17 protein-coding genes and 1 pseudogene are annotated in these 26,824 nt (G+C 47.4%); 12 read left to right on the forward strand and 6 right to left on the reverse strand.

Going from position 1 to position 26,824, the window contains the following annotated elements; translation table 11 throughout:
* Positions 1-1,075 precede the first annotated feature (1,075 nt).
* The 3 genes from QGP82_RS29205 (at position 1,076) to QGP82_RS29215 (ending at position 7,250) form a co-directional block, all read left to right on the forward strand.
* Complete coding sequence (locus tag QGP82_RS29205) at positions 1,076-2,764, forward strand: ABC transporter substrate-binding protein (RefSeq protein WP_499061774.1); 1,689 nt, start codon at positions 1,076-1,078, stop codon at positions 2,762-2,764.
* Positions 2,765-2,834: 70 nt separating this feature from the next.
* Complete coding sequence (locus QGP82_RS29210) at positions 2,835-6,383, forward strand: tubulin-like doman-containing protein (protein WP_499061775.1); 3,549 nt, start codon at positions 2,835-2,837, stop codon at positions 6,381-6,383.
* A gap of 198 nt (positions 6,384-6,581) precedes the next feature.
* On the forward strand, positions 6,582-7,250 hold the full coding sequence (locus QGP82_RS29215) for a hypothetical protein (protein ID WP_499061776.1): 669 nt from the start codon (positions 6,582-6,584) through the stop codon (positions 7,248-7,250).
* A 94-nt stretch (positions 7,251-7,344) separates the two neighbouring features.
* Here QGP82_RS29215 and QGP82_RS29220 read toward each other — a convergent pair whose 3' ends face one another.
* Positions 7,345-8,187, reverse strand: coding sequence for a M15 family metallopeptidase (locus QGP82_RS29220; protein WP_499061777.1), 843 nt, complete (start codon positions 8,185-8,187; stop codon positions 7,345-7,347).
* 326 nt (positions 8,188-8,513) lie between these two features.
* On the opposite strand from QGP82_RS29220, the gene gcvH reads away from it, so the two are divergent.
* From gcvH to QGP82_RS29240, 4 genes are all read left to right on the forward strand, one after another.
* The gene (gene gcvH / locus QGP82_RS29225; protein ID WP_006515337.1) at positions 8,514-8,906 is read left to right on the forward strand and encodes a glycine cleavage system protein GcvH; all 393 of its coding nucleotides are present in this window, start codon (positions 8,514-8,516) and stop codon (positions 8,904-8,906) included.
* 195 nt (positions 8,907-9,101) lie between these two features.
* Entirely contained in the window at positions 9,102-12,014 is a 2,913-nt protein-coding gene (gene gcvP / locus QGP82_RS29230) for an aminomethyl-transferring glycine dehydrogenase (protein ID WP_499061778.1), read from the forward strand.
* A 371-nt stretch (positions 12,015-12,385) separates the two neighbouring features.
* Positions 12,386-12,538 carry a hypothetical protein gene (locus QGP82_RS29235; protein ID WP_499061779.1) on the forward strand — a complete coding sequence of 51 codons (153 nt, stop codon included), beginning with the start codon at positions 12,386-12,388 and terminating at the stop codon, positions 12,536-12,538.
* Between the two features lie 235 nt (positions 12,539-12,773).
* Positions 12,774-15,545 (forward strand): GUN4 domain-containing protein, encoded by a 2,772-nt coding sequence (locus QGP82_RS29240; RefSeq protein WP_499061780.1) that lies wholly within the window; start codon positions 12,774-12,776, stop codon positions 15,543-15,545.
* A 93-nt stretch (positions 15,546-15,638) separates the two neighbouring features.
* On the opposite strand, the pseudogene QGP82_RS29245 reads toward QGP82_RS29240, so the two are convergent.
* Positions 15,639-15,749 (reverse strand): annotated as a pseudogene (locus QGP82_RS29245) (transposase); the annotation flags it as partial.
* A 97-nt stretch (positions 15,750-15,846) separates the two neighbouring features.
* Here QGP82_RS29245 and QGP82_RS29250 point away from each other — a divergent pair.
* A complete protein-coding gene (locus QGP82_RS29250) occupies positions 15,847-16,149 on the forward strand; it encodes a nucleotidyltransferase family protein (protein WP_499061781.1) in 303 nt (100 codons plus the stop codon).
* 175 nt (positions 16,150-16,324) lie between these two features.
* On the opposite strand, the gene QGP82_RS29255 is transcribed toward QGP82_RS29250, so the two are convergent.
* A complete protein-coding gene (locus tag QGP82_RS29255; protein WP_499061782.1) occupies positions 16,325-17,029 on the reverse strand; it encodes a hypothetical protein in 705 nt (234 codons plus the stop codon).
* A 494-nt stretch (positions 17,030-17,523) separates the two neighbouring features.
* Between QGP82_RS29255 and QGP82_RS29260 the strand changes: the two genes are divergently transcribed.
* The 3 genes from QGP82_RS29260 to QGP82_RS29270 all read left to right on the forward strand — a co-directional run bounded on the left by QGP82_RS29260 (position 17,524) and on the right by QGP82_RS29270 (position 22,017).
* Positions 17,524-17,748: a hypothetical protein gene (locus QGP82_RS29260; protein WP_163667544.1), complete on the forward strand. Its 225-nt coding sequence runs from the start codon at positions 17,524-17,526 to the stop codon at positions 17,746-17,748.
* A gap of 137 nt (positions 17,749-17,885) precedes the next feature.
* The gene (locus tag QGP82_RS29265) at positions 17,886-19,301 is read left to right on the forward strand and encodes a hypothetical protein (protein ID WP_499061783.1); all 1,416 of its coding nucleotides are present in this window, start codon (positions 17,886-17,888) and stop codon (positions 19,299-19,301) included.
* A 334-nt stretch (positions 19,302-19,635) separates the two neighbouring features.
* Complete coding sequence (locus QGP82_RS29270) at positions 19,636-22,017, forward strand: alpha/beta hydrolase family protein (protein WP_499061784.1); 2,382 nt, start codon at positions 19,636-19,638, stop codon at positions 22,015-22,017.
* A gap of 203 nt (positions 22,018-22,220) precedes the next feature.
* Here QGP82_RS29270 and QGP82_RS29275 read toward each other — a convergent pair whose 3' ends face one another.
* Complete coding sequence (locus QGP82_RS29275) at positions 22,221-22,718, reverse strand: hypothetical protein (RefSeq protein WP_163698269.1); 498 nt, start codon at positions 22,716-22,718, stop codon at positions 22,221-22,223.
* A gap of 142 nt (positions 22,719-22,860) precedes the next feature.
* On the reverse strand, positions 22,861-24,540 hold the full coding sequence (groL, locus tag QGP82_RS29280; protein ID WP_163667556.1) for a chaperonin GroEL: 1,680 nt from the start codon (positions 24,538-24,540) through the stop codon (positions 22,861-22,863).
* Positions 24,541-25,434: 894 nt separating this feature from the next.
* Here groL and QGP82_RS29285 point away from each other — a divergent pair.
* Positions 25,435-25,749, forward strand: coding sequence for a Mo-dependent nitrogenase C-terminal domain-containing protein (locus QGP82_RS29285; RefSeq protein ID WP_163667560.1), 315 nt, complete (start codon positions 25,435-25,437; stop codon positions 25,747-25,749).
* Positions 25,750-25,822: 73 nt separating this feature from the next.
* On the opposite strand, the gene QGP82_RS29290 is transcribed toward QGP82_RS29285, so the two are convergent.
* Positions 25,823-26,710, reverse strand: a complete 888-nt coding sequence (locus tag QGP82_RS29290; protein ID WP_163667564.1) for an ATP adenylyltransferase family protein — start codon at positions 26,708-26,710, stop codon at positions 25,823-25,825.
* Between the last annotated feature and the right edge of the window lie 114 nt (positions 26,711-26,824).

Raw genomic sequence — 26,824 nt, forward strand, 5'->3', positions numbered from 1 at the left:
GTAAAGTCATTCGAACCATTGGGTTAGCGAGAGCCGAAATCATGCTCGGTCTCAAAAACTTGACCTATAATTTCAAGCGCTATGTCTTCTGGCTAAAGCAAGACATGGCTGAAGCCACGGCCTAAGCAACAGGATAGCCAGCTCTAAAACAGCCCCCATGAACAGATTTTGTCCGTTTGGAACCCTTCAACATCTAAAAAAGGGGAGGATAACAGTCTCAGATGAGACTCGATTTTTCAGAAGCCTAATAAATAGAGGTGCCCTCTATATTGGCGATTCCCTGTGCTCCATTTTGGAAACTGCTGATTTGGGCTCTGATTGGCATCAGTTTAGCTTTCACATTTGTATTACCGCTGGATCGACTCTTAAAAGCACAGACACAGCTCCCCATGAACTTAACAGGGCGAATAGCGTTAGGAAACGCTCTTTTTTGGAGTGCCCTCATAGTGGTTTTGATGGCATCCGTTTTGCCACCTCTTTGGAATCTATGTTCAGCACTTGGCTCTGTATAAGTGGGTGACAATCTAAGGTGAGACGCTTTTCCTAACATAGAATTCAGCAGCAGCCTCCTTATGACTTCCGAATATTGCACTCACCCCAGTAGCTTTTCTAACGCTGATTCGCAATGTCATTGTCTTTACAGATGACCACTGAATCAGCATATTGGCTTATATCAAATTTGTCTGGATAAACTAAAATCCCACTCAAGGGATTAAGCATTTATGTCAGTGTAGTGTCAAAGTGCATAAGTTAAAAATCTAGGCGCTATATATATTTAGGGTGCTCCTAGACTGTCTAGGGTAATAAGCAAGACAATCTAAATATTGTAATATCAGGCATGTTACAAGTAATGTCTTCAATTCATGACAAGTGTATCGTATCGTCCTGGCTGTTGTGAGGGCTGGTGCACAGTATAGAAAGTGCATAGTGCAGCAATTATGTTGTTGAGTGTCATGTCAAATTTATAACAGCACATCGAAATGATGTAACTAGGACCGAGCGTCCCCTCCACCCTTGCTAATTGAGGGTTAGAAGCTGTTGTGAGTAATTATTATAAATAGTATAGGAGTGCGTGATGCCAAAGCCTTGGGTGTGTGAAGGAGTCGCCAAGGACCAGCAAATTCATGACAATCAAAGTCCTGCTGGTCCCCATGAACCCTACGAGAATTTTGGTGATGATTGTGTTTTATGTAACTTGACACGAGAACAAGTCATTGGTGATGGTACTGGTGGCGGTAGCGTACCACTTAAGGCTATAGGCTTAAGTGCTGTTGCTTTATTGTTGTTAGGTGGCGGCGGTTGGTTTGCATTCAACAAATCTTGCCCAGACGGTCAAGTCGAGTCGCCATCTGGCAAGGGATGTGTGGATAAGCCAGATCCTTCGCCGTGCCCAGACGGCCAAGTCAAGTCGTCATCTGGCGAAGGATGTGTGGATAAGCCAGATCCTTCGCCAGATCCACCCATAGACCCAGATAATCCCTACAGTTGGGAGCCTAAGCGTTTCGCTTGGGGACAGCAAACGCTGTTTTCAGGTGTTGGCAACCAACTGCGAGATCAGGGAATTAAAGCCTTTCAGCAGGAGGACTATGCAGAGGCCAGTCAGCTATTCAAACGTGCTGTTGAAGGGAATCGTAATGATCCTGAACCCCTGATTTTTTATAACAATGCGATCGCACGACAAGAAGGCGACCCGTTAAGACTCGCGGTGGTTGTACCTGTTGATAACCGCCAAAATTCTGCCAAAGAAATGCTGCGTGGTGTAGCTCAGGCACAGGATGAGCTTAACTCTAGGGATGGTATTAACGGGCGACTAGTTGAAATCGTGATTGCCAATGACGGTAACGAACCAGAGATTGCGGCTCAGGTAGCAGAAGCACTCAGTGATGATCCAACAGTTTTGGGTGTCATTGGGCACAACTCAAGTAGTGCCAGTGAGGCTGCTTTAGACGTCTATGAACGTGCTGATCTACCCATGATTTCTCCAACCAGTACCAGTACAGATCTGCAAGGAGACGTTTTTTTTAGAACGGTGCCCTCTGATGCTGCCGCCGCTAAAAAATTAGCAAACTACACTAGCGATAACTTGGGAATCACTAAAGCCACCGTTTTCTATAATCCTGAGAGTAGCTATAGTTCCAGCCTACAGACCGCTTTTGAAACACAATTTACTGCTCTGGGTGGGGACGTTTCTTCAATAGATATGACGGCTCCTGACCTCAACGCTGGCATTGAGGTAGCAACTAATGTATCTAAGGATAATGCTGAAGCTATTTTGCTATTTCCAGATACAGCCTATACTTCTGTTGCCATTGAACTAGCCCGTGCTACGGCGCAGCTTGGAAATGATCAACTAAGATTATTGGCAGGGGACTCACTTTACAGTATCGATACACTAACAAATGGCGGAACAAGTGTAGAAGGGTTGATTGTTGCCATTCCATGGTTTGCGGCATCTCCTAAATCGGCTGACTTTGCAGCCTCTGGTGAGCAGCGATGGAATGGGGCCGTTAACTGGCGCACAGCGATGAGCTACGACGCGACTCAAGTCTTTTTAGCTGCACTGTCTGAGGACGCATCTCGTAATAGCGTGTTGGCCGCCCTAAAGGGTATCAGCCTAAGCGATGCTGAGACATCTGGAGAAGCGTTTCAATTTACAGAAGACGGAGAACGACGGAGTGAGCCTCTGTTGGTTGAAGTTCGTCGTGGTGAGAACAATCCACCTGGCTCAGAATATGGCTATAACCTCATTGAGGATATTTTTTAGAAAATTTTGCTTCGTTACTAAACAGGCAACTCTCTAGTTTGTTCACAATCACGGTAGGAAGAACCCCCTAATGCCAGTAGAAGAAAAAACAATGGTGCCCACTGTGATTGTGGGTGTTGGTGGTACCGGTGCTGAGGTGCTGTCGCGGCTACGTCGTCAGATTGTAGAAAGCTACGGTTCACTTAAGAAGCTACCTATCATTAGCTTTCTATGGATTGATACGGATAAGGATTATAAAGTTTCTAACCCGGAGGCGGCAGGTCCGCACCTTTTAGATCATGAGAAATATTGGGCTAAGGTCAGTGGCAAAGATGTCAGTGACATTATGCGTAATCTCCATAAATATCCGTGGATTGAGACATGGTTTCCGCAGGAGCTAGAGCGGAACATCGGCGCATTAGAAGCCGGTGCCGGTCAGATTCGGGCCTATGGCCGTTTTGCTTTTTTCGCGAATTACCACAAAATTCAAGCGAGTTTTCACGAGGCCTGTGCCCGCATCAAAGGCCATGAGGGTTATATGCAGGATACCTATGACATTCGTGTTAGCGGTAATGGTCTGAATGTCTTTGTTGTGGGGTCACTCTCCGGCGGTACCGGAAGTGGCATGTTGATTGATTTGGGATACTGTATTCGTCACTGGCTCAAGGGTCAAAGCAGTCCGTTAATTACAGCCATGGTGCCCATGCCCAATGCATTTGCCAGTATTAAAGTTGGTGATCGGGTCAAGGCAAATGGTTATGCGGCTTTGATGGAAATGAGTTACTTTTCGGACTATCGCACCGAATACGTAGCTCAATTCGGGAGTGGGTTGACTAATGAAGTACGGGATACCGTACCACCGTTTGATTTTACCTATCTGGTCGGTACAAAGAACGGTGAAACCGAGTTTAAGCTCGACCAGTTACGGGAGATGATCTCGCAAAATATTTTCTTAGATTTGACCTCGGATTTTGCGCCGCATAAGCGCTCTATTCGAGATAACATGAAGGGTGCTTGGGCGCAGGCAGATCCAGAGGGACGAGGATATCCTAAGAACTTTATGAGTTTTGGGCTGTCTGCTGTTGAGATTCCCATTGCTCAAATTCGTACTACACTGTCACATCGGCTTAGTAGTGAACTAGTGAATTGGTGGCTCAATGACGCTACACCGTTGCCACCCAATGTAATGGACCTCGTGCAAGGGGATATTCTCAAACGCATGCGTTTGACAGCAGTTGAGTTGCTAGCTGATATTTCAGCTGCGAATGAAAAGCCGATGATGGCTGAAATTGGCACCTGGATCAATGCATTGCGCAATGAGATATCGAATGAAGATAAGCTGCAATGCACGTTTCAGGGTGTGAATATGCTAGGCCCTGAAAAGGGGAATATTCTCAACTTTTTGAATTTTCTACAACCAAAGATAGATGACTATCGAAGTAATCATCTGCGGGAACAGGGAGTGGATGAACGCACCCATGGCGACTTTTTGCAACGGATGTATGACAATCGAGATCGCATCATGTCCCAAGGGCGAGTATCCCTGGAGGAAGAGTTTTATAAGATTATTAGAGATCGCAACCTGGGACCGAAGTTTGCTAGGGCATTTATTGATAATGTGCGTCAGTTATTCACTAATGCAGCAGAAAACTTTCGACGTGAATCCGAAAAAGTATGGCAACCGAATGAGCTGAATCGTCAACGACAGTACGAGGCAGCTATTCGTGAAATTGGAGAGTCTAGAACTGGTTTTGGCCTCACCAAACAGAGTGACATGGAGAGAAGCTGTGAAGCGGCTCTGAGTGGTCTTGAAGGCAGCTTTATTGCGATTATCCAGCGTAAGGCACGAGCAATTGGGTTAGACATAATTGCTCAAATGAGGGATCAGATAGATCATTTAGATGAACGCCTATCGCGTTTTGAGCAGTTTCTTCAGCAGCAGCGAGATTATTTTCAGCAAGCGGCAGATCAGGAGGCTGATCGGGCAGATGCTTTAGAAATTAATGGGATGAAGCTTTATGAGCGGGAGGAGTTAAACCGACTGTATCAGGATTTAATTGAGCGATTGGCGGGAACGGGTAGTACTAATCAAAGCCGTTATACTGCGGGCATCGATCAAGTGTGTAAGACGCTAACAGCTGATATCCTCAAAGCGACTAGTCCTCTTTGGAAACAGACGCGTCAGGCAGATGAGGTGATGCGACTATTGGACATTACCCAGTTGCAAGTAGTCAACCACGAAGATTTTAGGGAAAAGATCGCTGATCATACTCAGCGGGTGGTTCAGCAAGCACCGGACGCGTCACGGTTGAAGCAAGAATTGGCGGCTTGCGATCGCTTTCTTAAGGCCATGCAAAATGAGCCAGAAGAAATTCGTAACAATTTGCGATTAGTTAATCAGCGTTCAAAGCCCTTGATGCGCCTCTCTGAAGGTAAGCTGTTGGCTGCTAGCTTTACGCCTGCTGCTAATACGAAAGTGGCTGTGATTGGTGGACGGAACTCTAGCAATCCGGCAGCGATAAAGTTAGTGCCCTATTTGCAGAATTTGGTAGGTAGTGCGGATTCGATTACGCCACTTGGGGATCAGGAACGACACCGAATTATTTTTGTGCAGGAAATTGGTGGTTTCTCGCTGCGATGTGTTGAGGGCATGGAGCAGTTGCGAAATGCTTATCAAGATTGGAAGGGGGAGATGATCGAGGCAAAGCGGGCACAGCTGCGTGGGGAGAGCCGTGATTTGCCGATTCCAGTACATACTCAAAAGAATGCTCCGTTTTGGGATGTATTTCCTGAAGATGAGGCGGTTTTTTGGTTGGTAGTTCAGGCAAGAGCGCTGGGGATATTGAAGCTTAGTGAGAATAAAAGTACTCAGGAGCCAGTAGTGCGCTATTCGCGAGATAGTGTGACGGGTAAGGAGTATGTGGATCTGGCATCGAGTTGGGAAGAGGTAACTCAGACGTTGCAGGTGTTGGCTTGTCGTCCAGATAAGGAAGAAATTGAGCGACAGTTGAATGCTCAGTATGATGCGGCAGCCGAGAATGCAGGGACAAAACAGGCGATTTATGAACAGTTGATGACTTATTTAAAGCTGCGAGAAGATGAGTTAGATAAGCAGGGAGGAGAGGATTGCCCAGACTATAAGCGTGAGTTGACGATTGTTCAGCATGTAATTACGAAATATAAACTAAAGACTGGTCAGGGGATTGGGGCGTCTGTTCAAAATGTTGCTGTAGCACAGCCGGAGAAACAGTCGGCATCGACTCAGCCTCATGTTTGGCAAAAGTCTACTCATATTGGCTTTGAAGTTGCAGCTTCAGATATAAAATATGATGAATTTGAGCAATATCTGACTCAGCTTTGGAATTTGAAAGTTCCAGAAGACGCGTTTGTAGTGTCTGCCAAGGCTAAAGCTAGTGAGTTGGGTCTGGATATGCAAAAAGCAGAAGCTATCTGGCAACGCTTGATTAGTCCGACTACGCTTCAGTTGACTACTGAGGAACAGCAGTACGAGCAACACTTGAATCAGCTGTCAAATATGAACATTCCAAAGGATGCATTCATAACTTCTGCAAAAGCTAAAGCTATTGAGATGGATATTGAGCAACAAAGAGCAGAGTTTATTTGGAATTGTTTCCTATAAGAATTACCTAAAACGCTTGCTTTTTGGAAATTGTCCTGCACTGCTTTATTTGCCTTTGAGACAAGTTTTTTTCTTTATGAAAATTTCATCATACTACCTGATGCTAGGAGTTAGTTGAAAACGGAAAAAGCAGACCAACAATTTCAGTTTAAAATTGAAAGTTAAATATTTATAAGTTTTATTAAGTCTAAATTGGCCATGGTTATTGAGTTAAATATCTATCTTAAAAATGAGGATTGGATAGCAACGATGGGTGGTTGGCGTTGTGATGCCCTACTTATTCCCGGTGCTGAATTTAAGGCGCTTTACTATGATGGAACTAGAACTGATACTAAAAACGTTGAAATTGAGCGCCATATCATTCGTTGGGCATCAGGAATTCCAAGGCCTAAGGAGCTGTTGGTGACAGTTTCTCTAGCTAAGGATCTGCCACAGCTAGAGAAAGAGAAGCTGCGATTAGAACGAGAAAAGCTTAATCTAGAACATAAGAAAACGTTTCTTGAAAATAGATGGAAAACCATAGCTGCAACAGGTGCAATTGTTAGCAGTCTATTAACTTTTGGAGCGACTTATTTAGTCAACCAACCTAAATCTGTCAACTCAGTAAAGCGGCCAGATATACACACACATACAAAAGAGTTACGAGTTTCTGAAGCTCAGTGCCTAGAGTCCATGTCAAGAGCATTTGCTAATTATGGATTAAAAAATATCAACCCTGTCCAAGGTGGTGTGTATGGAGAGCAGGATAACTACAATGTCTTCGTCTCTTGTAACTCAAGTTTGGATGTCGTTTTTTTGGTCGTCAGTGGTGCTGAAGCATCCAAAGCAAGAAGAATTAGAGAAGATCTTAAAAGTGCGTTACCTTAGCTTAGAGATATTTGTTTCTTATGCTCAATCTATCCAGTATGTAATCGGACGTGATTATTGCTCTCTGGATGCAAATTTTATCATGAGGCTTTTACTATTCTCTAATGTCCTGATAGAACATTTCTAAACTCTCTTGATTACCTACATAGCGCCAGTGCCAGGGCTCATAGGCAACATTTTGATTGTTGTCTTTAGTAAACGACATTTCAAAGCCGTAGTAGGCTGCATTCTCTTTTAGCCAGCGAAAGGCTGGAGTCTCTTCAAAAGAGGCGTTGAGTTCAGTGGCAGGTTGTGAGAGGTCAACAAAATCAACTGCGTAGCCTGTGTGATGTTCGCTATATCCAGGAGGGGCGCTGACCTCTGCACGGGTTTGAGTCGTTTGGCCCCGTTCTGCCTTCAGGTCAAAAAACAAGTATTGCTGATCTTCTAAGGAACGAAACCCAGAGATAACACCCAAACGTACACTCACCGCTTTAGCATCGGTGATCATTGTTTCCACCTTTTGAGCGGCTTCAGGTTGGAGCCGCACCATGGCATTAGTCGATAATGGGGTCAGACTAGTGGCATCGGCAATATCGTAAGGACGATGGCCCAAAAGACTATTGGGGCTACCCGGTTCATTGCTGTCTGGAGTGGCTGTTGGTGTGTTGGCAGTGACTTCCGGGGTCTCTGCGGCAACGGCAGAGCTGGTTGTGGTAGCGGGCGGTGCTTCAATGTCAGGTGCATCTGTCAGTGATGTACTGGGCCTTAGCCACCAGAACCCGGCACTGCCCAACCCTAAGACTGCCATCGTTAGGAAAATCCACGGTGTGATGTTTGCAGGAGAATTAGCTAACGCTGGCTCAGCGCTTGCCATCAAGGTTTCACGCCTAGCTTCAGGGATATCGTCAGTAAAATTTGCCATGGATTTGCCAGGGTCTGCGAATGGGTCACTCATACGTTCTGCGGCTAGTGTATGGCATCAATGTTTTTTTGAGGCAAGTTAACAAAAAAAATCCTATAAAAACCAAGAAAAAGTCTAAAACCTCTATCAATTGGGCCAACTTCCGTGGCAAACTTTCATCAACGAATGCTATCCATCAGGGAGCAACATGCTTAAGGCCTGTGATCACAGGCATTGGGCGTCTCATTGTGGGCGTTGCTGATCCTGAGTATGGTTCCATCTGTAAAGTCTTGGCTAATTGCCCGTCTTGCAGATTGATTCATCCTCTAAATCAGCAGCGGCTTATTGTTCACAAGTTATGGACTTGTTGAGGAACCCCCATGGCCTTTGAATATCCTGACAATTTGCAATATACCGATACTCACGAGTATCTAAAGATTGACGGTGACATCGTTACCATCGGCATCACAGAATTTGCCATTGACCAGTTGGGTGATGTTGTGTTTCTGGAACTGCCTGATTTGGGTGACAACGTAGAAGTTGGTGAGAAGTTTGGCACGATTGAGTCTGTCAAAGCGGTAGAAGATCTAAAGTCTCCTGTGAATGGTGAGGTTCTTGAGCGCAATGATCAGCTACTAGATGCCCCGGAGCAAATTGGTGATGACCCCTATGGTGATGGCTGGCTGATTCGGGTCAAAGCTGATGATTTGGATGATATTGATGACGATACGATGACGGCTGAGGAGTATACCGAACAGGTTGAGGGTCTGTAGGGGGGCATTCGACGCCCCTATAGAGGTGCCATATTTGAAAAGCAGGCTTTGAATTGCAGGTGAAATCCCCAATGAAATAGGTAAGAATAAGTACTTGTAGCCATCAGCTTATGTCTGATGGTTTTTGCTTGTTGGTTCAGCTGGTGTTCAGCTTGCTGGTGTCAGTCCATAAAACTGCTTTATCTGGAGCTATTGATGTCCTACGAACAGTCTGAGTCGATGTCTGCAACCATTTCAAATACCTGGGCTAATGAGTTAGCTGTACCCAATGATTTTCCTCAACGGCACATCGGTCTGACGAAGATGGACATCGCTCAGATGCTATCGGTGCTGGGGTATGACAGTCTATCAGCACTGATTGATACAGCGGTGCCTGGTGAGATTCGATTAGCCAGTGCCTTGTCTGTGGGAGAGGGGATGAGTGAGCATGGGGCGTTACAGAGTATTCGTGCGATCGCAACCCAAAATCAGGTCCTTACCAGTTACATTGGCCTCGGTTACTACAACTGCATCACCCCGCCCGTCATCCAGCGCAATATTTTAGAAAACCCCGGCTGGTACACCCAGTACACCCCTTACCAGCCCGAGATTTCCCAGGGTCGTTTAGAAGCGCTACTGAACTACCAGACCATGGTCAGCGACTTGACGGGGCTGGAAATTGCCAACTCATCGCTGCTGGACGAAGGCACGGCTGCTGCTGAAGCCATGGCCCTGAGTCTAGGCGTGTGCAAAAACAAAGCCGCCAAGGCCGCCAAGACATTCTGGGTATCAGCCAGCTGTCATCCCCAAACGATTGAAGTGATTCAAACCCGTGCGCTGCCCTTGGGAATTAACGTGGTGGTCAGCGAGGCTCCCGATTTTAGTCAACCTTTGTTTGGTCTGCTGTTGCAGTATCCCGCCAGTACTGGAGCAATCACTGACTATACCGATGTGATTGCCACTGCCCACGAAGCGGGGGCGCTGGTGACCGTTGCCGCCGATCTACTGAGCCTGACGTTGATAAAGGCTCCGGGCGAGATGGGGGCAGATATTGCTGTGGGCAATACCCAGCGCTTGGGTGTGCCATTGGGCTATGGCGGTCCCCATGCTGCCTACTTTGCCACCAAGACGGCCTATGCCCGTAAGCTGCCCGGTCGTCTGGTGGGTGTTTCCAAAGACAGTAAGGGCAGACCGGCTCTGCGCTTAACCTTGCAGACGCGTGAGCAGCACATTCGTCGGGACTCGGCGACCAGCAATATTTGTACGGCCCAGGTGCTGCTGGCGGTCATGGCCAGCATGTATGCGGTGTACCACGGTCCAGTTGGGCTTAAGGCCATTGCTACCCGAGTACATCGGTTGACGGTGGTTCTGGCGGCAGGGCTGAGTAAGCTAGGGTTTGAGCTGCCGCCAGCGCCATTCTTTGACACGTTGGCGGTGGATGCGGGTGAGCAGGCTGGGGAGATTTGCGATCGCGCCCTCACCCAAGGTATTAATCTCCGCCGCATTGATGCCACCACCCTTGGTATTTCCCTGGATGAAACCACCACCCCTGAGGCTGTTATCCATCTCCTTAAGGTATTTGCAGGCCAGCTGCCGATGCCAGCCATAGAACTGCTTAAGTCTGAGCCCACTATCCCCACAGAGCTAGCCCGCACTAGCGACTACTTAACCCATCCAGTATTCAACAGCTACCACTCAGAAACCGAGATGCTGCGCTATATGTACGCGCTGCAAATGAAGGATCTGTCCCTGGCCTCGGCCATGATCCCCCTGGGGTCCTGCACCATGAAGCTAAATGCCACCGCTGAAATGATGCCGGTCACCTGGCCTGAATTTGGTCAGATTCATCCCTTTGCGCCTTTGGATCAGACCCAAGGCTATCAGGTCTTGTTTGGGCAACTAGAAACCTGGCTGGCTGAGATTACTGGCTTTGCTGGCATTTCTCTACAGCCCAATGCCGGGTCCCAGGGGGAGTACGCTGGTCTGTTGGTAATTCGTCAATATCACCAGTCACGAGGTGACGAGCACCGTAATATCTGTTTAATTCCTCAATCTGCCCACGGTACAAACCCAGCGAGTGCTGTCATGGCCGGTATGAAAGTTGTCAGCGTTAAGTGCGATGACGACGGCAACATTGATGTGGCGGATCTGACTGCCAAGGCTGAGAAGCATAGCGATAAGCTAGCGGCTTTGATGATTACCTATCCGTCCACCCACGGTGTATTTGAAGCCACTATCCGCACTGTGTGCGACCTCATTCATCAGCATGGTGGTCAGGTATATATGGATGGGGCCAACATGAACGCTCAGGTGGGCCTGTGTAGCCCGGGGGACATTGGTGCCGATGTGTGTCACCTGAATCTGCACAAGACGTTCTGTATTCCCCATGGCGGTGGCGGCCCGGGTATTGGCCCCATTGGTGTACAAAAGCACTTGGTGCCCTTCTTGCCTGGCCATAGTCTGACGCCCGCCCTGGGCACTGAGCAGTCCGTCGGTGCGGTTGCAGCTGCCCCCTGGGGAAGCGCTAGCATTCTGCCCATTTCCTGGATGTACATTCAGATGATGGGGACTGCTGGTCTGATCCATGCCACTGAAACAGCGATTCTCAGCGCCAATTACATTGCCAAGCGTTTGGCAAGTCACTACGACATTCTTTATAAGGGCAATGCTGGTTTGGTTGCCCATGAGTGCATATTGGATCTGCGCGACTTTAAGAAGTCGGCCAATGTGAATGTGGATGATATTGCCAAGCGCATGATTGACTATGGTTTCCATCCGCCCACGATGTCCTGGCCGGTGGCAGGTACCATTATGGTGGAGCCGACTGAAAGTGAGTCTTTGGCAGAGCTGGATCGCTTCTGTGAAGCAATGATTGCCATCCGTGATGAGATTCGCCAAATTGAGGCGGGTGAACTGCCCCAGGATAATAATCCGTTGGTGAATGCGCCCCATACGACGGTGGATCTGACGGCTGATTGGGATCGACCCTACAGTCGTGAGCAGGCGGTGCATCCGACGCAGTGGACCAAGAACCGTAAGTTCTGGCCGACGGTGAATCGGATCGATCAGGCCTATGGCGATCGCAACTTGGTTTGCTCTTGCTTACCTATGGAGGCCTACGAAGCGTAGTTATTGATTGTCAATGTTTGGCTAGTTATCACGTTTATACAGTGCATAAAATATTGTCTAGCAATCTCTTTTTTGTTGGCTCGGTGCATTTAGTTTGCGATCGCGAACAGCTTTCGTCTGTAGCTATGTGTAACTCAATATGCCAAATATAAATTGCAGATTAGCGTGTTTTACCAAGGGACAAAAGAGATTTGCCATGCGTGCTTGATAGTGGTTTTTAGCCAAGATGGCACTTATGGGTAACAGATCGGAGATACTGAAATTGTACGTGGCCCAATTAAGACATCGACCATCAATGACTTAGTGGCATATCTAAGACCTCGTCGGAGTGATGCTTGGGCGAAATGGAAAGAAATTCACGGTTAATATCCATGACTACCCAACCTGTAATTGAAACAAATGTTGTTGCTCGTGATTTTGATCATTGGGAGATTGTGAGCGCCCGATATGAAAATGGTGAGTTTCATATCGAGTTTAAAGATGGTACTCAAGGAACATTGGCTGTGAAGCAGTTTCCTGATTGAGTCAATGCTACAGATATCGATTTTGAGGCATTACAGGTTAGCCCTTGCGGTCTGATTCTGGAAAATGACTCTATCGAGTGGGATTATGCCGAGGCGGGGTTATATCAGCTTGTTATTGAGAGCACTCAAAAAACTGATTCTGAAACGGTTAATGAAGAACCGAAGTAGCTTTGCTGTTGACGAGAATGCTAAGTAAGTAGAATAGGTGCGTGAATCCCTCAGATGACCGTTTCCTATGCCTTCACCTGAAAAGCAGCCGCCTGAGAAATCATTTGAAGAAAAGCTCGTTGATGCTGTTACTAAAGCTGTAGTGTATGGCGGTGGTGGATATGGCTTGTACAACCTTTATGTAAAGGATGTTCCTGCAGCGGCTATATCGTTCATTGTTTCTCTAGGGGCTAGCTTTATCGATAGTTTTGGGCGGCCCATAATTGAGAAATGGAAGGCTGGATTAAAGCAGTTGGGCGAGCAGGTAGGGGAAACGTCTAGTCAAGAAATGGGCAAGACAGCCCAGCTGATGGCAAATCGTGGCTTTGATAAGCAATATTTGGAAGCTTTGAAGGTTCAATGCGATCGCATTGAGCTAGAAGGTTTTCAAAACTTACAGCCTCTAGCGTTGGATAAGGTTTATGTGCCGCTGCAGATTCAAACCCGTGACCAGCTGAATCTATCAGGTCAGAAAACGATTTGGGATTTTTTGCCCAAACGTTATCAAACACCGAACCAGTCGCCTCATCGACGCATCGCAATTTTGGCAGCCCCAGGTTATGGCAAAACGACGCTGATGCGTCATTTGACCCGTACCTATGCCATTGACCCACCGGAGGATACGCCGCAGTTTATTCCGGTGCTACTACGACTGCGAGAAATTTATGGCATGCTCCTAGGCTCTGAACAAATCGTACAATCTCTCAGCTTGAGTGAGCTGATTGTGGAGCATATTCCAAAACAGCGAGGCTGTAAGAACCTGAAGCCTTCAAAGCATTGGTTTGATCAGGTTCTCAAAGAGGGCAAATGCGTGGTGCTGTTTGATGGATTGGACGAAGTACCCAAAGCAAATCGCCAAAGTGTTCGTCGTTGGGTGGATACCCAAATGCAGGATTATGGCAATGTACAGTTTATTTTGACATCGCGGCCCCATGGCTTTGACCTACGACCTGATGAGCCCAGCCATCCAATTGAAATTGATACTCGGCTAGAGGTGCTGAAGTTTAATAATCCTCAAAAGGAAAACTTTATCAATAACTGGTATCGGGCACTGTATGAGCGGGAGTGGGGTAGTAACCAGCAGGAACGGGGAGAGCAGCTAGATTCTGAACAGGTTAGTGCGCACATTGATGATGAAGTGGAAAAAAGTGCGGCTGACTTAAGGAAGCAGCTGTTTGCAGATATTCAACTAACGGCCATCGCCAGCAATCCGTTGTTGCTAACGTTGATTGCTAATACCCATCGGGCGGATACATTTTTACCTAAGCGGCGGGTGGAGCTATACGAGCGGATTTGTAATTTATTTCTGGGAACTCGACCCTATGCGAAAGGGACAAAGCTGAGTCTGACTGCGACAGAGAATAAGGCGTTGTTGCAGTTATTAGCTTGGGAGATGGTGCAACGGGAAGTAACCCAATTTACCTTGACGGATGCTACTCTTTGGGTTGAGGAGAAGTTAGGACGATGCAATAAAGATCAAGCTATTGCACCTGGTCAGTTTTGGGAAGAGATTCGAGATATTTCTGGCCTGTTGGTTGAGAAAGAGTTAGGACTGTATGAGTTTAGCCATCAGACATTTCAAGAATATTTAGCCGCCTGCCATATAAAGGAATTGGGAGATGCTGGAGAGACAATATTATTTGAGAATATGGACAATGCTCGATGGCATGAAGTAGTTTGTTTTTATGCAGCCCAGAAAGATGCAACAGGATTGGTGGATGCCCTAATAAGTCAATATTCCCAAGGTAATAATACTGAACTCTTAGCATTGGCTGATCGTTGTCGAACGGAAGGACGAGAAATCTCAGCACAAAGCATTCAACACTTGGATAATGAACTCGCTCTTATTACGCGCAAAGTAAAAATAAATGAAACATCATTTATGCCTATTACATCTACAGAAGAATTGCCAAATATTTTAGATATACCTAAAGTTGAGTCTGTTTCGCTTGTGACAGAAAATGATAAGTTTCTAAGTGACTTAGACCAAAGAGAAAAATTTAGCCAAGTTATTCAACTTGATGAAAATATATCTATTCGTAAAACGTTGGCATCTTGGGGAGAATTTCAATTATTTTTGCAAGATGTCGCTAATGGGCAGTTTCATGCAACTGTGAATCCAGACAATTGTCCGCAATCTGTTGCGAATGAAAGTTGTTATTGCCCAATTACATGGGAGGAGGCACGTTGGTTTTGTGCATGGCTAAGTGCTCAGGCTGGCTTGGTTCCAGATGAAGAAACGTATCATTATCGTTTTCCGACGGAGGAGGAGTGGCGAAGATGTACTAGTGGAGATCTTCAACCTTTTACTCAATCTGCTGATACCCCCGGTAATGCTATATGTATTGTGCGCGAGAAGGTGCATCCTCGCTATGGGAACTTGATTAACTATCTGGCTAACGCCCAGTGGCAAGAGGCAGATAAGGAAACTGAAAAAGTGATGCTGGAGGTAGCTAATCGGAAAGCAGCGGGACGGTTGAATGTTGACAGCATAAAAGCTTTTCCTTGCGAAGACTTACAGCTGATTGACCATTTATGGCTGAAGTTTAGTGGCGGGCATTTTGGCTTTAGTGTGCAAAAAGAAATCTATCTGAACCGTGGCGGTAAGGCAGATTACAAGTACTATGAAGATGCCTTCGAAAAATTTGGAGAAAAGGTAGGATGGCGTGAAAACGACTCCTGGAAATTTCAGATGAGATATGACTTGACCCAAAGCTCAGTGGGGCACCTCCCATTTGGGACACCTCCCATCACCTCCCATAGTGATCTCTTCTCTCGCATCCAGGCTTGTGAACTATAGCACATAGACACTTCAGCCAGATCTAAACTTTTTTAAACACAGTCTCTACATACCAATCCTCGCCGTTTCGTCAATTCAATACCTGGCACCTAGCAATAAGACTGAACGACATTCATAGCGTATCAGACGAAATTCTCGATTATTACATCGTACGGTGATGTGATAACAGAAGTTATGATGTAAGATTCTTGATTTACGAGCCATTCAATAAATCTCTGCAAGGTGTGTAACATCAACCTTGCCACCAATGGATTGCGATGTTTTGCTACGATAAGCTCATACTTGTTAGCCAATAACCAGGATGAAGTCGGTTCCTATTCGAGACGAAATTCTAGCTCAGCTTAAAGCCCAGCAACCTGTTCTACAGGAGCTAGGTGTTTCCTCGTTGCAGCTCTTTGGCTCAGTTGCCAGAAATCAGGCCACTGCCGATAGTGATATTGATTGTTTAGTCGAGCTTTCCCGTCCTATCGGGCTATTTGGTCTGAGTAAAATCAGGTTATTTCTTCAAGATCTGCTTCAGCATACTGTAGATATTGGCACTGAAGACGCATTGAAAGAACACTTAAGACAGCCTGTTTTAGAGGATAAAATTCGTGTCTTCTAGAACTTGGCAATTACGTGTCCGAGATATTCTACGTGCTATCGAAAGTGTTTTGAGATGTTGATAATGTTTGGTTAATCAGGTTGTTGTTTGCAGGCGAGAGATTTTGATGAGATGAAACCCAACCTACGATGGTGCGATCGCAACCCCCTAATCCACCCTGACAGCTACGATTCGTTTAAGTATGAACCACACAGCTAAAAAGACCAACTAAACTACCATTTTTAGTCAGTGCCAGCACTAACCTAGGAAACACAGAGCCCACCATAGACTCGTCATCATCGTCACCTCTTTCGTCAATACTCACAAACACAGGAGCCTGTAACTCTGGTGTTTCATTAAACCATTTCGCTAGAGCTTGCCAAGCTTTGACATAACGTTCTTCACTTTGCCTGTACACTTTATCCCCATCATCTTCGCCATAGTCCAGGTCTGCATTGTCTTCTACCCGACTGACGATTCCGTCTAATGGCTCAACCGTGATTCTGGCAGTATAGTGAATGGTGCCACCAAAGGCTGAACGTATTAAGTCTTCTGTAATCTCTTCTGGAATACTAGAGCCACTATTCGCAACAATATAGAATGGTGAGAAGTCATGATCGCCTTCATCTGCCATCTTGATATATATGCCATCCATAATGTCAGCGGCTTCCTGGGATAGACGCTGACATAGGTCAAACTCGGTCGGATGGTGGTTGTGTTCTACAACATCTCCATCTCGACAAATGATCCCACAAGAATAAACAACCGCTCTTTTTGAGATGATATTCCAGTCCCACTCATCTTCTGGAACAGAATCAGCTAACTCACTGATATCCATGATTTCCATGCAGTCCATCATGGGTTCAAGGCGGGTTTGATCGATTTGACAATTTTGGATCACACTAAATACCTCTTGGAATTCTTAGATGACAATCATTGATAAACAACGGCTTTGTTTAGAACGTCTAATGAACAGAGCTTAGATAGGTATATTGAGACTGCTAGGTAAATTTCTATGACAAATGTTATCCACTGACATGACTAATCTCCATGGTGGAGTTGAAATGGCTATGCAGACCTTACTAATCAATGGTTTTAGCCTCATGAGTCCATCAATTAAAATCAGACAGTCTAACCTAGACTAATTCTACATTATCTCCATTTTTCGGGATGCATCCACATTTTCCCATGGCAATGCTTGGTTGGGTTGAATCTATGGAACCCAATAAAACCAACCGTTGTGTATTTCCCAACCTAATCCAACAACCATCAACCCAACAATGGGTTTCCAAAATCAGAAAAAATTAAAATACCAGCTTTTCCTCCTTGGAACTTACTGCTACAGGCATGTATCCATATTTAAATACAAGCCTCAAGCAACCCAAGGCAATCACCATGGCACCTGAACCCTCCATTCCTGGCAGTCAGTCTTACAATGTTCAGTCTGTTTCGACTAGAACCATAGAAGAAAAAGGCAGTCCCTATGAGATGCCTAAGATTCCCTCATCAGGTTTCACCTGGGATACCCATAACCACCATGAGATGATGAAAAAGCAAGAGACAATGAAAAAAGAAGACCTAGCCCCCGATTGGGTTTGGGAGTACGGCATTATGGGATAAAGGCTAACCTTCAATTGTTGCTTTCCCACAATATGACTAGCACGGGTATCAATAACGTCTGGGCTCGTAAGCTGCTGTATGGGATATGTTTTATCTTTAAAACATGATCCAAATATAATGTTGGCCCATACAGCCTTATGTTCAATCTGCCGAGCCAACTCAATCGAGTCAGCGGTCTTGTCGTTCTTCAGGTCTGTTGTCTTGGTTTGTGTCCCTCACTTTCCGCCAAGGCAGACGCCATAGCGGTTGAGGACTTAACCCGCAATGGCACCCAGCCCATTACCCAACTGCTGGTGGCAACAGCAACCGCCCGAGAAACCTATGTTGAAGAGCAGCGATCGCACATCCAACCCCACAACTACAGTCTGGTCCTCTATCCCTTTACCGAAGAGCACCAGACCCACTGGCAAAACCTCCTCTGGTCTACGGGCATTTTAGAACCACGGGCTGCATACATTGATGAGGCTATTGCATACCTGATGGGGCAAGCCAACGCATTTCAGCTATCGGCCAATCAACGCCAAACCATAGAAATGGCGTTTCAAATCGGTACCCAGCTGTATTTAAGCGCTCCAAATGCCCATCCTAAAATTCGGCAGTCTTTGGCGGATGCCGTTGACCAGGTGCACAATACCAAATGGTCAGCCATGGCCTTATCTGCCCTGGCTCAAGGTGAAACGACGCCTCAACAGCGATATGTCCTCAGCGATCGCATCCGCCAACGCTTCCCCAACTGGCACCAAGATCTATACCTCAGGACTACTCTGCACGATGTTGCTGCCATCGATCACCCGATCGCCATGCCGCCCCTGGATGAGCTATTAGATTGGACCATTGCCCCTGAGCAGTTGCATCTCTACGTGCTCTGCTCTTCTGACCGAGGCCAGCTGTGCCAGGCCGTACTCAAAGATCGCCAGGGCAAATTTGTACGCGAAGCAGACGGACAGCTTTGGTCTGTGCCGTTGGGGTTGCGATCGCTCCACACCGGTCTCTCCTGGAACTTCACCCGAGGCGAAACACCCCAGGGAATTTATCGCATCGAAGGCACCATTCCCCAGCCCGATACCGACTACTTCCGACCCTACGGTCAATTTGCCCTGGTGCAGCTGTTTGTGCCCCACGAACCCGGTGTACAAGCCTTTTTACCATCCCAAACTAAGGCAGGTCAGGCATCCTGGAGCGGTGGACTGGCTGCCTACCAGGCGTTGCTGCCCCCAACCTGGCGTAATTATTTACCCATTCAGCAAACCTACTGGGCCGGCAAAGCAGGACGTAACTATTTCCGCATCCACGGTACCGGTGAAGATCCAGGCTTTTTTGCCAATAGCCGTCAGTACCCTGCCAGCGCAGGCTGGAATCCTACCATTGGTTGTCTGTCTGCCATTGAAATCTATGATCATCAGGGGCGGCTACAACGGGCTGATATGCCCAAAATTTTGGCCGCCTTGACGGATATTGATGGCGAAGATTTCGCTGGATATCTTGTCGTTGTGAACATTCCAGAAGCTGACAGGCTAAATGTGGAGGAATTCCTTTTGGGGCAGCAGGATTAACTATCTAGAACCTAATACCTTTGTTAACCAGTCCTTTATTTTTCTACTGCCCCTTATTTTTTGTTGCCGAGGGTGAATATCAGGAATTGCTCCTGGTATGTAATGCTGCCTCAGGGCAACCACAAGGAATTGATTCTGTTCTGCCTTGTCGTTTCAGGGCAACCACAAGGGATTGCCCCTACTTCCCATTCCCTTTAACTCCCGTATGTTGAGTTTTTTAGATTTCATGACAGCACAACACAAGGCTGCGGGAAGCATCTAGACTCTAGGTTCTAGCCCAAAATACGCTATGTTTCGACACTTGCTCCCGCTTGTTGTTATTCCTTTAATTGCTATGCCTGTCTCAGCCCAGACCGATCAGCCCCTGTCCACCTGGCAAAATCCACCTGAACCGATTACGTCGATGTTGGATGTGGACCCGCTACCGGCAGTGTCGATTTCACGAGATAACCAGTGGCTGGTAGAACTAGAACGACGGGCGCTGCTGCCAATTTCAGAATTATCAGAACCCTGGCTTGCGATCGCAGGTACAAAAATCAACCCTAACACCTGGGGACCTGCCCAAGAAGGTTCCTATAAAGGACTGACGGTTCGTCGTCTAGGGACCTTAGAGAGTACTCCCATCCACTTACCACCGGATGCACGGATCCGCAACCTGCGCTGGTCCTACGATAATCGCTATTTGGCATTTACGCTGACCCAGGCTGATGGCATTGAGCTATGGGTCTTAGATGTGGCGGAAGCTAAGGCAAGACCCCTGAGCGGTCCGCTTCTCAATGGTGTGTATAACAGCCCTTGTCGTTGGCTGCCGGGGGATGAGGGGCTGATTTGTAAAGTGCGACCCCAGGGGCTAGGTGTCCCCCCCACTGAGCCTAAGGTGCCTGTTGGACCTGTGATTGAAAGCAGCCAGGGACGGGTGGCCGCGACTCGCACCTATACTAATTTGTTGCAGAGCCCCCACGATGAAGCTTTGCTTGAATATTATTTCTCCTCTCAGATCGCCCACATTAGCCTGGATGGAGAGATTACCCTGCTGGATGATCCCAGCCTGCTCCGCAATGTAACGGTTTCTCCCGATGGTCAGTGGCTGTTACGGTCCACCGTGCATCGTCCCTTTTCCTATCAGGTTCCCCTATCTCGTTTTCCGGTGCGTTACGAGGTGCTTAACCGCCAGGGGGAGGTGGTACATGAGTTAGCGAATTTACCCCTGGCCGACGATATTCCCATTGCCTTTGACTCAGTGCGGCAGGGTAAACGGGGCATCGGCTGGCGGACCGATCAGCCTGCCACCCTATTCTGGACAGAGGCCCTAGACGGTGGTGATGCCAGCAATGAGGCGGAGCATCGGGATGGGCTGTATACTCTGGCTGCACCTTTTGACGGGGAGCCAACAGAACTATGGCGCTCCACCCTGCGATTTCGTGGGGTTACCTGGAGCACAGAAGATTTTGCTGTTGTGACAGAAGCCTGGTATGACAGCCGTCAATTAAAAGCCTGGTCCATTAATCTTGGGCAAACTGCCTCGGAGCCAGTCTTGCTAGATGAAAGAGACTTTCAGAATGCCTATGCCAATCCAGGTAGTCCAGTTCTGATGCCAGGGCCCTATGGCCGTTCAGTGCTGATGCTCAGTGAGGATGGCAAGAGTATGTACCTTAACGGCGGTGGTGCTTCACCCGATGGAGTGTTTCCCTTTTTAGATCGTCTGGATCTGACTAGCTTAGAAACAGAGCGTCTTTGGCAGGCTGAAGGAGACGTCTTTAGTCGGATAACGCGTTTGCTAGATGCTAATGCTGAAAATATTATTGTTCGAAGAGAATCTCAGACTAGCCCAGGCAACTATCATCAGCTGATGCTGTCCAGTGGAGAAGAGAAGCCTCTAACGGAATTTGTTGATCCCCTGGCTTGGTATGCTGATGTACAAAAAGAAATTGTGCGCTATCCCCGTGCGGATGGAGTCACGCTGACAGCCACTCTATACCTGCCACCGGGCTATAATCCAGCGACCGATGGCCCTTTACCTACGGTGCTTTGGGTTTATCCGCGAGAGTTTAAAGATCGTGCAGTTGCTAGCCAGAATACTCGCTCAGAGTATACGTTCACTCGTCCAGGACGAGATTCGGTTTTGTTTTTGTTAACGCAGGGTTATGCTGTCCTCAACGGACCAACCATGCCGATTGTGGGTGAAGGGGATAAGCAACCGAATGATACCTACATTGAGCAGCTGGTATCGAGTGCTGAGGCCGCAGTTAACTTGCTGGTAGAACGAGGTGTTAGCGATGGTCAGCGCTTAGCCATCGGCGGCCACTCCTATGGTGCATTTACCGCCGCTAATTTGCTCGCCCATAGCGATCTCTTTCAGGCAGGCATTGCTCGCAGTGGGGCCTATAACCGGACGCTCACACCCTTTGGTTTCCAAGGAGAACAGCGTAATTTCTGGGAAACACCTGAGACGTACCTAACCATGTCTCCGTTTATTGCCGCTGAAAAAATTAATGAGCCACTGTTGTTGATCCACGGTGCTGAGGATAACAACCCAGGTACCTATCCGATTCAGTCTGAGCGTCTCTACGAGGCGATGAAAGGCCTCGGTGGTACGGTGCGCTATGTGTCATTACCGGCAGAGGGCCATGTATATCGCTCGCGCGAAGCCGTTGGCCACGTGTTGTGGGAAATGGTGTCTTGGTTAGATGACCATGTAAAAGGTGGTGAACCCTAACCCCCTTGTTGGTCACCTGACATCTCCAATATATGGAAACACCGTAGGGGTAATGCCTCGTGCTTACCCCGCGATATTGCTCGCTATTTGCCAGAATTTTGTACCACCCGAAAGAAATATGTTGTCCGTAGGAATTGGGGCAACCACAAGGGATTGCCCCTGCGGGGTATCTAATTTTTTATTGGTATACCGAGGGCAAAACCTTAATCCAACAATGACCCAACCAATAATTTTTGCAGCATCCAAACCAGGCTTACGGCCAGAGATGCGCTCCAGATAGTTGCGGCTAGCGTCAGCTTGCCATTCAGCACACAGAGACTACCGCTAATTAGAAGAGCGATCGCAACGCCACCCGATACCCGCACCAAAATCTGCACAGCTTCCGTTAGTTTGCGCAGACGAGTGGCCACATCATCGGTGGATACAGGCGAAATTGCTGATTCTAGTAGCGTTTGAAAGCTGTCGTATTGCTTGGAATCAATGTGGTAGTAAGTACCCAGGTCAGTATCCCGGAGCGCTGGGTTGGAACGGAGGCCGAACTGTTTGGCGGTTGCGATCGCAGCCCGCACCTGACGCTTGCTCGCCACCCCATTAAACGTATCAAACAGCGACTCGCGATACACACCTGCCCTTGCCATCTCTAAAATCCGCTGGCTGAGTTCCACCTCATGGAGCTTGGCTGGGTCAGACACTTGAGTCACTGGCTTTTTCCAATCGCTAAGTAAATATGTACTATTTAGAATATAGCCGATTAATATCCCTGCGCCAATCAATCATAAAAAACGTAGGGGCGTTCCATGGAACGCCCCTACAAAATATGGCCTTAAAAAGACAGGATGGATGTTACATCATGCCGGGCATGCCCATGCCGCCCATGCCACCCATGCCACCCATGCCGCCCATGCCGCCCATGCCGCCCATGTCACCACCAGGTGCAGCAGCTTCAGGTTCAGGCTTCTCAACCACAAGTGCTTCGGTCGTTAAGACCATGCCAGCGATAGACGCAGCATCCTGCAACGCAGAACGTACAACCTTAGCGGGATCAACAATACCGCTAGCCATCAGGTCTTCGTAGGCACCGGTTAGGGCGTTGTAACCTTCATTAAAAGGAAGTGAACGTGCCTTCTCGACAACTACGCTACCTTCATCACCAGCATTGTCAGCAATCTGACGCAGAGGAGCTTCTACAGCCCGCATAACGATGTCGACACCAGTCTGCTCTTCAGGGCTGAGGCTAGCTTTAAGGTCGTCAAGCTTTTGCGCCAGGTGCAATAGCGTAATACCACCACCAGGAACGATACCCTCGTCCACAGCTGCTTTAGTTGCGCTTAGGGCATCTTCAATGCGTAGCTTGCGGTCTTTCAGTTCAGTTTCAGTGGCAGCACCAACCTTGATTACGGCCACACCACCCGCTAGCTTAGCCAAACGCTCAGATAGCTTTTCCTTGTCATAATCAGAGTCAGTTTCGTTCAACTCTCTACGAATCTGACCGATGCGCTCGTCGATATCTGCCTTATTGCCACTCTCAGACACAATAGTAGTGGTGTCCTTGGTAATGGTGATCTTATCGGCAGTACCTAGCATTTCGACCGTCGCCATTTCCAGGCTGAGACCAATGTCTTCAGAAATGACCTGACCACCTGTCAGTACAGCAATATCCTGCAGCATAGCCTTACGGCGATCGCCAAAACCAGGAGCCTTAACCGCAGCGACATTCAAGACGCCACGAGCCTTGTTGACAACCAATGTTGCCAGCGCTTCGCCGTCTACATCTTCAGCAACGATGACGAGGGGCTTGCCAGCACGGGCGATGTTTTCTAGGACGCCTACCAGGTCCTGCATAGAACTGATCTTCTTATCGGTGATCAGAACCAGTGCACCTTCAAGATCAGCGATCATTCGCTCTTGATCGGTGACGAAGTAAGGGGAAATATAACCCCGGTCAATCTGCATCCCTTCAACCACATCGAGTTCGGTATTGAGGGACTTAGATTCTTCAACGGTAATGACACCGTCCTTAGTAACTTTATTCATAGCCTCGGCAATCATGCTGCCGATGGCTTCATCACTACCAGCGGATACCGTAGCTACCTGGGCGATCTCCTTACCTTCTACAGGCTTAGCGACCGCTGCAATCTCATCAACCAATTTGGCAACGGCTTTTTCAATACCGCGACGTAGGCTCACGGGGTTCGCACCAGCCGCTACGTTCTTGAGGCCTTCACGGATAATTGCCTGAGCCAACACAGTGGCTGTGGTGGTACCGTCACCAGCTAAGTCCTTAGTTTTAGAAGCTACTTCTTGGATTAACCGTGCCCCGGTGTTTTCATAGGGATCAGACAGCTCAATTTCCTTAGCAATGGTGATGCCGTCATTGACAATCTGAGGTGCGCCGAATTTCTTTTCAAGAACAACGTTACGACCCTTAGGACCAAGGGTAATTTTGACCGCATCGGCCAGGGCGTTAACGCCTTGTTCTAAAGCCTGGCGGGACTTTTCATCAAATACTACCAGTTTCGCCATAGTCAGCTCGTTTAGCTCTGCAATGAAAGACCTTAGCACTCTCTGAGTCAGAGTGCTAACTAAGCGTATATCACGACATGGTGTTGCTTAATTCGCGATAACCGATCCTTAGAACCGCCCCATGCTTGGTCTGCCTGCGCAGTATCCATCAGATGCCGCAATTCAGATGCCGCAATTCAGATGCTCCCTGTAGCTGTGCAGTGTGGCCATACCTGGCGTATCAACTTTTGTTGAGTTTATTCAATTCTCTAGAAGATGGTCAGCGTAGAGTATCAGGTTTGACAAATTTCTTGCCCAATGTCTTAAGTGCTTTACCCAACGGTAATCTGATGGGAACTGCCTAATGCCGCTGAATACTGACTAATATATTTACCGAGAGAGGTAATTATTGTTACGTCAATCTCGTAGGTAATAACTTTGGGAATCTGGGCAAGATGACTTTAGTGTTATTCCGTTCCCTAGTTTTCTACCAACGGCCTTGACTAAATTTGCAAAGTTTTTCTGAGGGGCTACGAGTATCCGGAAAGGTAAAGGTCAGATGCGTATCTTGCATCAGATTCTAGAAAATGTCTCGTTCGTAACACACAAATTGGGATCCATCTTCTAGCATTTATTTTGGGCTGAAATCCAGTTCAAATTACATTGTTTTTATAGTTTCCGTTCTTTATTAGACCTTTAGAAAACTTTCGTCAGGGTTATTATTCGCTTTACCTAGGCACAACGTTAATTGCTTACCTTAGAGGGAATTAACACACAACTCCTCAAGTCCTTATAACTCCATTGTCTGAACAGTTAGCGTTTCTAATAACTAAACTCCTTATAAATCTTCTATCTAAACAGTCAGCGCTTCTAACAATCTGTTCTCCTGAAAAATTAAGTCTTTCTTTCTAACTCATGTCTTCTGCCACTGCATTTCTGAAGAACCACGTTCTCCATGGCATCAAGTTCCAGTTCAAGCCGTTGCAGCCTCTTCGATTCTGGATCGATTCTTTAAATGTTAAAGACCCTGAGCAAGCACGTTGGATTGCTCGCGTCGTTCCTGCTCAATGTCCATTTGAACGTGATATTGTCCTGTTTGGCCGCACAATCGCTCACATCCCTCCGATGTGTAAGCTTAACCCTTTATATGACGAGGTAGTGGGTTTACGCTTCCGGGCCCTATGTTTCTTGGCCGATGAATGCGGCGAAGATATTTCCGCTCTAATTTAGATGTGGGTTGTATCCACTCGTGTAGGGACATTCCCATTATGGTAGGGACGTTCCATGGAGCGTCCCTACATAGTTAAATTGCCTTGCCGACTTCCTTTAATAAGGTCATCGGTCCGATTTCTTTAAGTTTGTCCATTTGCTCTTGGTTTTTGACCAATAACGAACCGGCAAAACCGAGGGAGTTGACCGAGATGCCCAGATAGTCATCCTGACGTCGTGGCACGGCCATTAACCAGTTGCGTGTGCCCAGTAGGTTATAGGCATCTCGCTGGGACCCTTGCCATTGTCCGGTGGGATCATCTAGTGCCAGGCTATGTAATAGTCGTCGATAATGCTGAAGCCATTGCTGCGGTCCGTCATCAGGACTGAGTTGAACGATGCGGTGGGCATAGGGCAGCTGAGGCGACTGACCGATGCCATCAATAAAATTGGTGACGCGGATGGCTGCTTCAATGGGCAAATCCATGGACTGTTGGGGGATAAGCTGAAGGTGTTTATGGGGTTGACTGGCTCCAGCAGCGGATCCACCATTGTAGAAAAATAAGCCAGCGACTTCTTCTATACAGCGGCAAAGGGCTTCAAAATCAGCCAGGTTAAGCCAGTCGAGCTGAGACTCAAAGCTACGGGTGACGATCAGAAAATGATGGTCAACGACATTAAACTTGTTTAGCAGACAGACATGGGTGTCGGAGATGTCTGTGACATAAAGGTTGGGGTCGTAGGGTAAAAACGGATTGGTCTTTTTCTTGGCCTGAACCTTACGGGCCTGAGCTTTGCGGTTTAGGTTGGTTAAAATTCTTATAATAAACTCCACACACCCATCGGTAACAAGTTCATACTCGGTGTCGATGGGTTTTAGGGCTTCAGTAGTTAAGCCATGCTCGGTTTGGGCTTGGAGTTTGGACCATAGGGTATGGGACTGCCAGGGTTTGCGAGGGTGTGAGTCTGTGCGATCGCACATATATCTATCCTGATAAACCGCTACTGCTATGCAGTTTTAACATAGCTCTGGTACAAATATGTTGTTACATCCCGACGCGTCATATCGTTTCTGATGCACGGCATAGATCCGTAA

This window comes from Leptothoe sp. LEGE 181152 (assembly GCF_032906605.1).
GTDB lineage: Bacteria > Cyanobacteriota > Cyanobacteriia > Phormidesmidales > Phormidesmidaceae > Leptothoe > Leptothoe turfae.